This window comes from Escherichia fergusonii ATCC 35469 (assembly GCF_000026225.1).
GTDB classification, from domain to species: Bacteria; Pseudomonadota; Gammaproteobacteria; order Enterobacterales; family Enterobacteriaceae; genus Escherichia; species Escherichia fergusonii.
Genome location: NC_011740.1, coordinates 1,531,794 through 1,544,037, shown reverse-complemented (window position 1 = coordinate 1,544,037; position 12,244 = coordinate 1,531,794). Strand labels below are relative to the sequence as shown.

General features: G+C 47.4%; 14 protein-coding genes. 7 read left to right on the top strand and 7 right to left on the bottom strand.

The genetic code is table 11. The annotated features are described in order from the left end of the window. Positions 1–131: 131 nt before the first annotated feature. Positions 132–728 (bottom strand): tellurite resistance methyltransferase TehB, encoded by a 597-nt coding sequence (gene tehB, locus EFER_RS07620; protein ID WP_000636990.1) that lies wholly within the window; start codon positions 726–728, stop codon positions 132–134. A 215-nt stretch (positions 729–943) separates the two neighbouring features. Here tehB and ydcK point away from each other — a divergent pair, with 215 nt between their 5' ends. Then, on the top strand, positions 944–1,924 hold the full coding sequence (gene ydcK, locus EFER_RS07615; RefSeq protein WP_001234095.1) for a YdcK family protein: 981 nt from the start codon (positions 944–946) through the stop codon (positions 1,922–1,924). Here the strand turns inward: ydcK and rimL are convergent. The 4 genes from rimL to hglS form a co-directional block, all read right to left on the bottom strand. Beyond that, positions 1,916–2,461, bottom strand: a complete 546-nt coding sequence (gene rimL, locus EFER_RS07610; protein ID WP_001155896.1) for a 50S ribosomal protein L7/L12-serine acetyltransferase — start codon at positions 2,459–2,461, stop codon at positions 1,916–1,918. The genes ydcK and rimL overlap by 9 nt on opposite strands. A gap of 56 nt (positions 2,462–2,517) precedes the next feature. Next, positions 2,518–2,754 carry a YdcH family protein gene (locus EFER_RS07605; protein ID WP_000483807.1) on the bottom strand — a complete coding sequence of 79 codons (237 nt, stop codon included), beginning with the start codon at positions 2,752–2,754 and terminating at the stop codon, positions 2,518–2,520. Between the two features lie 142 nt (positions 2,755–2,896). Then, positions 2,897–4,552, bottom strand: coding sequence for a glucan biosynthesis protein D (locus EFER_RS07600; protein ID WP_000375978.1), 1,656 nt, complete (start codon positions 4,550–4,552; stop codon positions 2,897–2,899). Positions 4,553–4,839: 287 nt separating this feature from the next. Further along, a complete protein-coding gene (gene hglS / locus EFER_RS07595) occupies positions 4,840–6,183 on the bottom strand; it encodes a 2-oxoadipate dioxygenase/decarboxylase HglS (protein ID WP_000752180.1) in 1,344 nt (447 codons plus the stop codon). A gap of 228 nt (positions 6,184–6,411) precedes the next feature. Between hglS and pcaH the strand changes: the two genes are divergently transcribed. The 3 genes from pcaH to pcaQ all read left to right on the top strand — a co-directional run bounded on the left by pcaH (position 6,412) and on the right by pcaQ (position 8,882). Continuing rightward, positions 6,412–7,152, top strand: coding sequence for a protocatechuate 3,4-dioxygenase subunit beta (gene pcaH / locus EFER_RS07590; RefSeq protein WP_001291969.1), 741 nt, complete (start codon positions 6,412–6,414; stop codon positions 7,150–7,152). Beyond that, positions 7,149–7,769, top strand: a complete 621-nt coding sequence (gene pcaG, locus EFER_RS07585; protein ID WP_000800835.1) for a protocatechuate 3,4-dioxygenase subunit alpha — start codon at positions 7,149–7,151, stop codon at positions 7,767–7,769. The genes pcaH and pcaG overlap by 4 nt, the downstream gene beginning before the upstream one ends. A 189-nt stretch (positions 7,770–7,958) precedes the next feature. Continuing rightward, entirely contained in the window at positions 7,959–8,882 is a 924-nt protein-coding gene (gene pcaQ / locus EFER_RS07580; protein ID WP_000414569.1) for a pca operon transcription factor PcaQ, read from the top strand. Positions 8,883–8,915: 33 nt separating this feature from the next. Here the strand turns inward: pcaQ and EFER_RS24825 are convergent, their stop codons facing one another. Both EFER_RS24825 and osmC read right to left on the bottom strand, forming a co-directional pair. After that, positions 8,916–9,041: an omptin family outer membrane protease gene (locus EFER_RS24825; RefSeq protein WP_223684689.1), complete on the bottom strand. Its 126-nt coding sequence runs from the start codon at positions 9,039–9,041 to the stop codon at positions 8,916–8,918. Between the two features lie 75 nt (positions 9,042–9,116). Beyond that, positions 9,117–9,548: a peroxiredoxin OsmC gene (gene osmC / locus EFER_RS07575; protein ID WP_000152299.1), complete on the bottom strand. Its 432-nt coding sequence runs from the start codon at positions 9,546–9,548 to the stop codon at positions 9,117–9,119. Positions 9,549–9,890: 342 nt separating this feature from the next. On the opposite strand from osmC, the gene bdm reads away from it, so the two are divergent. The 3 genes from bdm to maeA all read left to right on the top strand — a co-directional run bounded on the left by bdm (position 9,891) and on the right by maeA (position 12,199). Next, a complete protein-coding gene (gene bdm / locus EFER_RS07570) occupies positions 9,891–10,106 on the top strand; it encodes a biofilm-dependent modulation protein (RefSeq protein ID WP_000495766.1) in 216 nt (71 codons plus the stop codon). A 101-nt stretch (positions 10,107–10,207) separates the two neighbouring features. Continuing rightward, positions 10,208–10,345, top strand: a complete 138-nt coding sequence (gene sra, locus EFER_RS07565; RefSeq protein ID WP_000841554.1) for a stationary-phase-induced ribosome-associated protein — start codon at positions 10,208–10,210, stop codon at positions 10,343–10,345. Positions 10,346–10,501: 156 nt separating this feature from the next. Beyond that, entirely contained in the window at positions 10,502–12,199 is a 1,698-nt protein-coding gene (gene maeA, locus EFER_RS07560) for a malate dehydrogenase (RefSeq protein ID WP_000433464.1), read from the top strand. Positions 12,200–12,244: the final 45 nt, after the last annotated feature.

Here is a 12,244-nt window from a genome sequence, read left to right as displayed (position 1 = left end):
TTTGATTTTTCAGATATGCATTTGAAATAATAGCAAAGTGAAATCATTTCTGTCGCACTAAAAATGGTAACAGGTTCACATATATTTCTCTGCGTCGGGGGGACGCAGAGCAGTTAACAATTGGCAGAATATCAGACGGTTTTACGCGCCAGCATGGTGGCAAAACGCAATTTAATACGGTTGCCATTTTCGTCGGTACGGTGCAGTTCCCCCACATCTTCGTTGTACTTCAGCGGCTCCCAGCCAGCGTAATAGTCCCGTAACTCCCCTTCTTTAAAGGCAAACGGAAAACCAACTGTACAAGGGAAATCATCAGTATCCATAGCCGCCACAATCAAGTTGTAACCGCCCGGTCTGGTACAGTGCTGCATATTGGCGATTAAACCAGGGATCGTCTTCGCCTCTAGGAACATCAACACCACGGTGGAAAGAATGAAATCATACTGCCCTTCGAATCTGAGAGTATTGAGATCCACAATCCGGGTGTGCAGATTCTCCAGCCCTTCAAGAGCCTTAATTCGCTCGACGTTAGCGATGCTCATGGCATTTTTATCCCAGGCATCCACATCAAACCCATTGGCTGCCAGATAAAGGCTGTTCCGACCATTACCGCATCCCAGATCCAATGTTTTACCCGGTTTAACCACTTTAACAGCATCGAGCACTTCTGAATGTGTACGGGTTAATTCATATTTTTCAGTGAAGTAATTTTCGTCACGAACGATCATGTTTTTCCTCGGATTTCATTAATACGGCGCGCTCATTCTGGTTAACAATTTCCGTTGTATCAGATGTACGAAGGTATGGATGGCAACGCGGTCGGAAACACCAAATTGCTTACCTCATAAGGTACATTAGAAATGCATTTTATGGGATTTTCTCTATCATCGCCAGAGACGCAAAATTTGCTACGTTTATAGTAAGTCACCGGTGGGGAAACGCTATGCGCAAATATCGTCTAAGTGAGGAGCAACGTGCCTTTAGTTATCAGGTAGATGGCTGTAAAAAGAGTGTGTTATTACGGCAGATTATCGCTCTTACTGACTTTAATGATGTGAAAACCGGAATGGCTGGTGGCTGGGTCGATGATGATACTGTACTGGCGCAGGATGGTAACTGTTGGATTTATGACCAGAACGCAATAGCATTTGCCGGTACGATAATAAGTGGCAATGTTCGAATTACTGGTCACAGCGTACTTTATGACAACGTGAAGACCAGTGATAATGCATGGATCGATAATGCGGAAATCAGTCAAGGCGCACACATAAGTGACAATGTCACAATTAAAGATTCTCTCATTTGTGGTCAATGCCGAATTTATGGTCATGCCACGGTCGATCAGCACTCAATGGTTATCGCCGCTCAGGGTTTAACACCCGATCTCCAGCTTCAACTGCAAATCTATGATCACGCCAGCGTGAGCGCCTCACGTGTGGTTCATCAGGCGCAAATTTATGGTGACGCTACGGTACGTCATGCTTTTATTGAGCACCGCGCCGAAGTTTTTGATTTTGCGTTAATCGCAGGCAATGAGGAGAATAACGTCTGGCTATGTGATTGTGCCAAAGTTTACGGGCATGGGCGGGTAATCGCCGGACGTGAAGAAGATGCGATCCCGACTTTGCATTACAGCTCGCAAGTGGCAGAAAACGCAACGGTTGTGGGGAATTGTGTATTAAAGCACCACGTGTTGATCGGCGGTAATGCACGGTTATACGGTGGCCCTATATTGCTTGACGAACATATTCTGATTCAGGGCAATGCCCGTCTTCAGGGAGAAGTGTTAATTGAGGATCATGTGGAAATTACAGACAACGCTGTGATTGAAGCTATTGATGGCGATGCGATTCACCTGCGTGGTCCTAAAGTTATTAATGGGGAACAGAGGATCACTCGCACGCCGTTAGCAGGATTACTTTAAAGACGGATCAATAATTCGCCCATAAATATTAATATCGTCATAACTGCCGTTAAGAAATTCAGCCTGTTTCAGACAGCCTTCGTATGCAAATTCGTTGCGCACCGCTACCTGATTGCTGGCCTCGTTCGCCACTCTGCATTTGATCACAAATCGGCGAATCTCTCCCCGCTGCGCGTAATGTTGCATTAGCCCCTGTAAGGACAAAGAAATGATGCCCTGCCCCTGTCGGGATTGATCCAGCCAGTAGCCGATATAGGCAGTTTTATTCAGTGGTTCAATTTGGTTAAAAGAGATGACTCCCGCCATTTCATCATGAGCAAAAATGGTGAACATTTTGGCATAACCGCGCTGGTGTAACATCATGTTCCCCTGCACGGTTTTACGGGTATCGTCCTCAGTATTCACATATTGTGGCCAGTTCATCGACTGCTGTAACCAGGCTTTATTCTTTTGGATCAACTGGAACAAAGATGAGACGTGGCTTTCATCCACGGCCTGCAACTCAATGACATCATTAATTTTGATAATTTCTTGCATCAACCCCCCTGATTAGCGTCAAAAAAGCCGCCAGTTCGGCGGCTCAGAAAAGAAAGTTATACCTCACTGGTACTTTCTTTTAAACTTTCCTGCTGCAAGATCCGCAGCAGTTCCTCCTTCAACTGGAGTTTCTTTTTCTTAAGATGAACAATATCTAAGCTGTATCCCCAACCATTTCTGCCCTCTACACGGGCAATCTCATTATCAAGTTCGTGGTGTTTATTGAAGAGTGACAGAAAGCGAGGATTATCGGTTTTCAGTCGGGAAATGAGTTCTTGGTATTCTGGAAACATAAGCTCTCCCTAAGAGTGGCCAATAGTGTGTATGAGAAATACACAACCTCAGGTTACTCAATCAGGACAGGGAATAATGCGAGCGGAAACGAATCAGCAGGCTTTAACGGCTTTTCCGTTGGGAAAAGCCGTTGGGTAAATTTTAACGCATTATGCGATCGTCAATATATTGCCGTTTATCTGGCGCTGGTGGGAAATATTGATATAGCCAGGTTTCGCTAATGGCTTCGCCCTGGCAACGCAGAAACATTCGCATATCAACTGGGTCAGTAGAGTCAGATGTTGGATACCAGTCGAACTGAATACGGTAACCATCAATGGGTTCAACGTAGAGGATCTCAATCTGCTTCGCTTCACCGCTGGAAAGTGTGATCACCGGTTCAATACCTTTCGGAGCAGCCGCTTTTAAATCACCACCGACAAAATCAACGGCAAAACGACGGGACCATTTTTCCGGGAAATGCTCACCCGGTGCCCACCCCTCAGGAAAGCCTCCCATTCCGGTACGTGTTGCCATTACCCGCGCCAGTGGGCACTGAACAGGCGGTCGAGCACTCCAGTAAAGACGATACTGATATTGCAACTCATCACCCGCTTCAATGGCCTTTTCTGGTTGCCAGAAACAAACAATGTTATCCAACGTTTCGCCCGTTGTTGGGATCTCCATTAACCCAATGGTTCCCTTCCCCCAGCGGTTACGTGGTTCTACCCACAAACTCGGGCGCTTGTTGTACCAGCCCATAATGTCCTGGTAGTGTGAAAAATCACGATCCAATTGCAACAGACCAAACCCTTTAGGATTGTCGTCGGTATAAGCATTGAACTGTAATTTCTGCGGGTTATTCAGCGGACGGCAAATCCATTCACCATTCCCTCGCCACATAGAAAGGCGGTCCGAATCGTGTATCTGCGGATGAATGGTGTCACACATCCGGCGCTCGTTGGTGCCGCAGCTGAACATACTGGTCATCGGGGCAATACCGAGTTGTTTGATATCTTTACGCGCATATAAGTGGTTTTCGACATCCATAATCACCTGCGTTTTTTCGCAGTGAATAACAAACTTGTACGCTCCGGTGATACTTGGGCTATCGAGTAACGCATAAACGGTAAAGGTCGTTGAACCTGGTTTTACCGTATCAAACCAGAAGGCGGTGAAATCCGGGAACTCTTCTTTTGAATCAGTGTAGGTATCAATGGCCAGACCGCGCGCTGACAAACCATATTGATAAGTATCATCTACCGCACGGAAATAACTGGCACCGAGAAAGGACACCACATCTCGTCTCGCCAGTTCTGGCGCTTTAAACACCCGGAAACCGGCAAAACCAAGGTCTTTCTGTCCTTCGAGTTGTTTTGTATCCACTCCCGCATCGTTGTATTTAAATAACTCAGGGCGGAAATGGATTTCACGCGCCATATGAGTAGCAGGATCGACCGAGAACATACGGACCCGACGACGGAATCCCATTCCCATATGGAAAAACTGCGCATCTAACTGACGATTTTCAACGTTATGCCATAAGGATTGCTGTTCGTCGTACTGAATACTGTTATAAGCCTGCGGCGTCATTGTTGCCAGCGTTGGCGGCAGGTCACGCGGCGCTCCGCCCCACGGTTTTTGCGCTAAATCGTGTGCCATTGACTGCAAAATAGAGAAATCAAATCGCACTGACTGACCATCAGCGATGTCAGATTCCGCCGCAAATGCGGCCTGAGAGAAGAGAGATGCAATACCGCTGGTACCGCACACTGCAGCCATCGCCATTGAACCCTTAATAAAGCGTCTACGATCCATACCTGAAAGTGAATCCTTCTGGTCTTGTGAATGGTCCCGCGCTGGTCTTTAACCGCAGCAAGAGCGTACTGATTTATGACCGCTCACTGTAGACAAATTTCATTAATAATCCAATTGCTGGTCGCTGAAAACGTGTACAAATTCGAAAATATTCTCAGTCGATAAGAACAGGCTGAAAGCAGTGTAAAGCCAGGTGCAAGAAGCTTATGCTCGTCATACTTTGAGTTGCATGTACTACAATTCGCATTATTTAGAGTATAAATATCTTTCTGCACCTGAATCCTGAATTACAACAACCCACAACGTCGTTTACTGCGTTCTTCGGTTCGCTGGTAAAGGACAAATTCATCATAGACCGGGCATCCTAATGCCTGTTCAAAGGCCTGCCGACTGGCATTCCCGTGGCTTCTGACCTGTGTTTCATTACCCAGATTTGACTGGAAAATGCCCGCGGCACTGACGGGTAAAAAATCTTCATAGGTGACTGGTTGTGCCACCAACCAACCGCGTTCAATTAAAGGCTGAGGATCATCACCTGGATGTATGGCCTGACGGTGTGCTTCCCCCGTTGGTGTCAGGCGATAGCGAAACCATGCCAGCCCCTGTTGACGCAGCAAAAACTCGCTATCAGGGAAAGCTTTGAAGACATCCTGTAAATGCAACTGGTGAGTGAGATTGTCTTTACCCGTGCCCGCTTTTTGTAACAGCGTATCGTAAAGCTGCCGCCCTTTTGGCGTTAACGCTACTCCTCGTTGCTCAATTTCACCAAATCGCGCGGTATGTGTACCCTGTTTTTCGCCTGCAAATAGCACCGGTTCTTCAAGCGCTTTAAAACTGGTCTGGCGTAACAAGATGGGAACTTCCCGACGCGGCGGACCTTCGATCAGAACTTTCGGTTCGATCCCGTATTCCGGCATCATCGATTGAACGCGATCAATATCCAGCGTTCGTGGTGTTAAATGGTTGATATGGCAGCCAGGGAAACACACCACATCGGCAATCAACCGATGTTCGTGTAGTAATGCCTGATAAGTTTCTTCATCAACAGTTGCAGACTGATGCCAGCGGAAGGTTTCCAGTGCTTCTTTTACAAACTCTGTCGCCAGTGCTTCGGTGAATCCTCCTTCTTCATCATATTTATCAAGTAACTCCCGGCATCGGGAGGTAAAAATATCGCGCTGTTGAAGAATTTCGTCAGCTCGTTGACGCAGAGCTTTATCTTCAATCAACTCCAGACGCAAAAGTGAAGTGAATACGCGAAAAGGATTTCGCGACAACGATGCATCATCAACCGGTCGAAAAGCTGTGGAATGGACAGGCACACCCGCTTGCGAAAGATCGTAATAGCTGACCGGATACATTCCCATAATGGCAAAAATTCGCCGTAACGTTGTCAGCTCCTCTGCCGTTCCGACACGAATCGCGCCGTGGCGTTCGACATTAAGCCGTGCCAGTTCATCGGCATTGGCGAGCTTTTCGTGCAGCTCAGGATTGTTTTCCAGTACCGCCAGATTGACGTCTGCCACCAGTTCGAGAAGTGTGCCGTACTGCGGAACTTCTTGCTGGTACATGGCTGACATCGCTTGTGAAAATTGTTCCCGAATCTCATCGGCCGTGAGGATGCACGCCATTTTGTCATATCTCCAGTGAGTGTTACCTGGAGTGTAGGAAACGCCATTGTCGCTGGTGGGAAGAATTTACAAAGTGTGATCTCTGCTGAATTCACTCTCTGCTTAGCCTTGTATAACCATTGGTTATGTTAATGGATATGTAAATTCACTTTAAATTAACAATATATTTACACACACTCATTCCGCAGTATCAAAACAATAAACTTACCTTTGATCCCGGAGCCTGCTATGAGTGAAAAATGGACGCCACGCGAAGTGATTCATCGCGATTACAACAGTCATCCCCCAGCCTTTGCCCCAGGTTATAAAACCAGCGTGTTACGTTCACCACGCAATGCCTTAATTTCTTTACAAAACTCTTTATCAGAAATTACCGGCCCGGTATTCAGTAATAACGATTTAGGACCGCAGGATAATGACCTGATCATGAATTACGCCAAAGAAGGATTACCCATTGGCGAGCGAATTATTGTTCACGGTTATGTTCGCGACGGTTTTGGTCGGCCGATGAAAAATACGCTGGTGGAAATATGGCAAGCCAATGCCGGTGGTCGTTATCGCCACAAGAAAGATCAGTATCTTGCGCCTATCGACCCAAATTTCGGCGGATGCGGGCGTGTGTTAACTGACGAAAATGGCTACTACTTCTTTCGCACCATCAAGCCAGGCCCTTATCCATGGCGTAATCAGGCCAGCGACTGGCGGCCTTCACATATCCATTTTTCTCTCTCTGGTGAAGCCTTCGCTCAGCGCCTGATTACTCAAATGTATTTTGAAGGCGACCCGCTGATTAAACAGTGCCCTATTGTGCAGGCGATCAAAAATGAAGATGCGATTCGTACGCTTATTGCCGAACTGGACACGCACACCGCGATTCCTCTCGACAGCCTGGCATATCGCTTTGATTTGGTATTACGTGGTCAACGTGCCACGCTGTTCGAAAACCGCACTCAGGGAGTGGCAAAATGAAGAATTATTTAGCGGAAACAGCTTCGCAAACTGCCGGGCCATATGTGCACATTGGCCTCGCCCCTGATGCCGCTGGTTTTCATATTTTTGAGAAGAATTTCAGTTCAACGCTCGTTAACAGCCATACCGAAGGTGAGCGAATTACTATTGAAGGTCGGGTGATTGATGGTTCAGGCACGCCAGTACGCGATGTGTTGCTGGAGATTTGGCAGGCCAACGCCAATGGCCGTTATAACCATCCGGCAGATCAACAAAGTGATAAAAAACTGGATGCTGATTTTCGTGGTTGGGGCCGCAGTTGCTCAGATTTCGACACTGGGATCTGGCGCTTCGAAACCATAAAACCAGGGAGTGTTGTCGGTCGCGACGGTCGTACTATGGCGCCACACGTTAACTTATGGGTCGTGGCGCGAGGTATCAATATAGGCCTGAATACACGGATGTATTTTCCCGATGAGCAAGATGCCAACCAGCACGATCCCGTGCTGAATTTGATTGAATGGGAAGTAAGACGCCAGACGCTGATCGGCAAGCGAGAACAGCGTGGCAACGAAACAGTTTATATCTTCGATATTCATCTGCAAGGTGACAAAGAAACCGTCTTTTTTGATGTGTAAATCATTATCGGGTTGAATTCGTTCAACCCGAATTCAACCATTCTCTTCTCTCTTATTGCTGTTCAAAAATCAAGCAACAAAATATTTGGTAATATAAAATCGCCAAATGTTAATGATATTTTGCAATCAAGTTATCATAATTAGATAACATATCTTGTCTTCGGCGCGACTCTGTTTTTAACATCGCTTATGGAAAAAAATAGTCTGTTTAGTCAGCGCATTCGCTTGCGCCACCTGCATACATTTGTCGCTGTCGCACAACAAGGAACACTCGGTCGCGCGGCAGAAACCCTTAACCTTAGCCAGCCAGCTCTCTCTAAGACATTGAATGAACTGGAACAATTAACAGGAACCCGGCTATTTGACCGAGGAAGACTTGGCGCGCAACTTACCCCACCTGGTGAGCAGTTTCTGACACATGCGGTGAAGGTGCTGGATGCGTTAAATAATGCTGCTCAGGCGTTGAATCGAAAAGAGGGCCTTAACAGTGACATTGTGCGCATAGGCGCGTTGCCAACCGCTGCATTAGGTATTTTACCTGCCGTATTAGGCCAGTTTCATCGCCAACATAAAGATACAATGTTGCAGGTTGCTACCATGAATAACACCATGCTGTTGGCAGGGTTAAAGTCTGGCGAGATTGATATTGGTATCGGGCGAATGTCTGATCCAGAATTGATGGGTGGCCTCAATTACGAATTACTTTTTCTGGAGTCACTCAAACTGGTGGTGCGTCCGAATCACCCCCTTTTACAGGAGAATGTCACTCTCAGTCGGGTGATGGAGTGGCCTGTCGTAGTTTCCCCAAAAGGTACGGTCCCCCGTCAGAATGCGGAAACACTGCTACAAAGCCAGGGCTGCAAAATTCCCGATGGCTGTATTGAAACGCTTTCCGCTTCACTATCACGACAGCTTACCGTCGATTACGACTATGTATGGTTTGTACCTTCCGGGGCAGTAAAAGAGGATTTGCGTCAGGGGTCTCTGGTGGCACTGCCAGTGCCAACACAAGGTGCCGGAGAACCTATAGGTATCCTGACCCGTGTTGACGCACAGCTTTCATCCGGCGCCCAAATATTAATTAGTGCGATCCGCAAAAATATGCCGTTGTAAAAGAAGGGCGACGCCTGCGCCCTGCTTTCTTGTCTAAAGAAAACACCGAAATTTGCCTTCCGCCCAAGGACTATATTTACCAGCAAGACCTAACCAGGAAGCGCTAAATTTCTGCTGATAACCAATACCTTTTTGGCCGCGAGGAAAATCACCAGAAATAATTCGAGGTTTTATTGGCTAAGGTAAAGGTATCTGGGTTAATACTTGCCGGATGATGAATCATCCGGCAACGCTTTACGATTTCAACTGGTAATCAAGCGTAATTTCCGCTTTCAGTACCTGAGAAACCGGGCATCCTGCTTTAGCTTTCTGGATAATGCCGTCAAAGGTAGAGGCATCAATACCCGGCACGGCAACTTCGCTCTTCAGGGCGATTTTAGTAATCGCAAACCCGGCATCCACTTTATCCAGCGACACATCGGCGGTGGTATCAATCGATGATGGCGTGAATCCCGCTTCCCCCAGCATTAATGAAAGCGCCATTGAGAAACATGCTGCATGCGCCGCGCCAATCAGTTCTTCAGGGTTAGTTCCTTTTTCGCCTTCAAAACGCGTGTTAAATCCATACGGCTGTTGGTTCAGCACGCCACTCTCGGTGGATACTGTTCCCTTCCCGCGTTTGATATCGCCTTCCCAGTGTGCCTGACCTTTCTTATGGATTGTCATTGTTGCTCTCCTGTGGGCTTAAAAAGGAAATTATAGACTACGTAAGAAACAGCACGAGGATAAGCAGGATATTCCGAATAAAATCCGGCGAAAATATAACTTCTGCACTTAAATTAAATTCCCACAATAGATAACGGAAAATATATAACTCAAAAGATATTGCTTCAATATTAATTGTTCCACAACAAAAAAATCCCATCAATATCATGTGGTTAAAATATAAAAATCATCAACCAGGACTAATCTTAACAACGAAGCGATAAATATTTGCCATGCTGAATGTGCGTTATAAATCTGCGATCCGTAGCAGACACCATAAATACACAGACACGGAGAATCACTATGTTTACTTATTATCAGGCAGAAAATTCAACAGCAGAACCCGCTCTGGTTAATGCCATTGAGCAAGGCCTTCGGGCAGAGCACGGTGTTGTCACTGAAGATGACATTCTCATGGAGCTGACCAAATGGGTGGAAGCTTCTGATAACGACATCCTCAGTGATATCTACCAACAAACGATCAATTATGTGGTCAGTGGCCAGCACCCTACGCTTTAAGGTGCTATGCTTGATCGGCAACCTAATTTAGGGGTTTAGCACGTGTTTCTTCGCTACGGCGATGTTGTCCTTAAAACTAGCAACAGGATTGAGGAGTTAAAATGAAATCGAACCGTCAGGCACGTCATATTCTTGGACTGGACCATAAAATTTCTAACCAGCGCAAAATAGTTACCGAAGGTGACAAATCCAGCGTGGTAAATAACCCAACCGGCAGAAAACGCCCCGCTGAAAAGTAATCTTTAACAATCAGTCCTCAATGACGATTAAACACCATTGCCTGCGCAATGGTGTTTTTGTTTTTGTCTGCTTTATACTTGGGGCCGCCCCCCTGGCGGTAAAGCAAAGACGATAAAAGCGTGCCAGGGATAGATATTCAAAAAAGAGTGAGTGACATGGAACCAAAAACAAAAAAACAGCGTTCGCTTTATATTCCTTACGCTGGCCCTGTACTGCTGGAATTTCCGTTGTTGAATAAAGGCAGCGCCTTCAGTATGGAAGAACGCCGTAACTTCAACCTGCTGGGGTTACTGCCGGAAGTGGTCGAAACCATCGAAGAACAAGCGGAACGTGCGTGGATCCAGTATCAGGGATTCAAAACTGAAATCGACAAACACATTTACCTGCGTAACATCCAGGACACCAACGAAACCCTCTTCTACCGTCTGGTAAATAATCACCTCGACGAAATGATGCCCGTCATTTATACCCCTACGGTCGGCGCAGCCTGTGAACGTTTCTCCGAGATCTACCGTCGTTCTCGCGGCGTATTTATCTCATACCAGAACCGCCACAATATGGACGATATTCTGCAAAACGTGCCGAACCATAATATCAAAGTGATTGTGGTGACGGACGGCGAACGTATTCTGGGGCTTGGTGACCAGGGCATCGGTGGGATGGGTATTCCGATCGGTAAACTGTCGCTCTATACCGCCTGCGGTGGCATCAGCCCGGCGTATACACTGCCGGTGGTGCTGGATGTCGGGACGAACAACCAGCAGTTGCTTAACGACCCGCTGTATATGGGCTGGCGTAATCCACGTATCACTGACGACGAATACTATGAATTCGTGGATGAATTTATCCAGGCTGTGAAGCAACGCTGGCCGGACGTGTTGTTGCAGTTTGAAGATTTCGCACAGAAAAACGCGATGCCGTTGCTTAACCGCTATCGCAATGAAATTTGTTCTTTTAACGATGATATTCAGGGCACCGCGGCGGTAACGGTAGGCACGCTGATCGCAGCAAGTCGCGCGGCAGGTGGTCAGTTAAGCGAGAAAAAGATTGTCTTCCTCGGCGCAGGCTCGGCGGGGTGCGGGATTGCCGAAATGATCATCGCCCAGACTCAGCGTGAAGGATTAAGCGAAGAAGCGGCGCGGCAGAAAGTCTTTATGGTCGATCGCTTTGGTCTGCTGACCGACAAGATGCCGAACCTGCTGCCTTTCCAGACCAAACTGGTGCAGAAGCGCGAAAATCTCAGTGACTGGGATACTGACAGCGATGTGCTGTCACTGCTTGATGTGGTGCGCAATGTCAAACCGGATATTCTGATTGGCGTCTCAGGACAGACCGGGCTGTTTACGGAAGAGATCATCCGTGAGATGCACAAACACTGCCCGCGTCCGATCGTGATGCCGCTGTCTAACCCGACTTCACGTGTGGAAGCCACACCGCAGGACATTATCGCCTGGACCGAGGGTAACGCGCTGGTCGCCACCGGCAGTCCGTTTAATCCGGTGGTATGGAAAGATAAAATCTACCCTATCGCGCAATGCAACAACGCTTTTATCTTCCCGGGCATTGGGCTGGGCGTTATTGCTTCCGGCGCGTCACGTATCACCGATGAGATGCTGATGTCAGCAAGCGAAACACTTGCTCAGTATTCGCCGCTGGTCCTGAACGGCGAAGGTCTGGTATTACCGGAACTGAAAGATATTCAGAAAGTCTCCCGCGCAATTGCGTTTGCGGTTGGCAAAATGGCGCAGCAGCAAGGCGTGGCGGTGAAAACCTCTGCCGAAGCCCTGCAACAGGCCATTGACGATAATTTCTGGCAAGCGGAATATCGCGACTACCGCCGTACCTCCATTTAAGTCTCAGCCCGGTGGTGAATGCTACCGGGCAATTTTCCTCCTCTT

Coding starts and splice junctions, on each gene's coding strand:
- tehB (WP_000636990.1), bottom strand. CDS start 728: ATGATCGTTCGTGACGAAAATTACTTCACTGAAAAATATGAATTAACC.
- ydcK (WP_001234095.1), top strand. CDS start 944: ATGCGCAAATATCGTCTAAGTGAGGAGCAACGTGCCTTTAGTTATCAG.
- rimL (WP_001155896.1), bottom strand. CDS start 2,461: ATGCAAGAAATTATCAAAATTAATGATGTCATTGAGTTGCAGGCCGTG.
- EFER_RS07605 (WP_000483807.1), bottom strand. CDS start 2,754: ATGTTTCCAGAATACCAAGAACTCATTTCCCGACTGAAAACCGATAAT.
- EFER_RS07600 (WP_000375978.1), bottom strand. CDS start 4,552: ATGGATCGTAGACGCTTTATTAAGGGTTCAATGGCGATGGCTGCAGTG.
- hglS (WP_000752180.1), bottom strand. CDS start 6,183: ATGGCGTGCATCCTCACGGCCGATGAGATTCGGGAACAATTTTCACAA.
- pcaH (WP_001291969.1), top strand. CDS start 6,412: ATGAGTGAAAAATGGACGCCACGCGAAGTGATTCATCGCGATTACAAC.
- pcaG (WP_000800835.1), top strand. CDS start 7,149: ATGAAGAATTATTTAGCGGAAACAGCTTCGCAAACTGCCGGGCCATAT.
- pcaQ (WP_000414569.1), top strand. CDS start 7,959: ATGGAAAAAAATAGTCTGTTTAGTCAGCGCATTCGCTTGCGCCACCTG.
- osmC (WP_000152299.1), bottom strand. CDS start 9,548: ATGACAATCCATAAGAAAGGTCAGGCACACTGGGAAGGCGATATCAAA.
- bdm (WP_000495766.1), top strand. CDS start 9,891: ATGTTTACTTATTATCAGGCAGAAAATTCAACAGCAGAACCCGCTCTG.
- sra (WP_000841554.1), top strand. CDS start 10,208: ATGAAATCGAACCGTCAGGCACGTCATATTCTTGGACTGGACCATAAA.
- maeA (WP_000433464.1), top strand. CDS start 10,502: ATGGAACCAAAAACAAAAAAACAGCGTTCGCTTTATATTCCTTACGCT.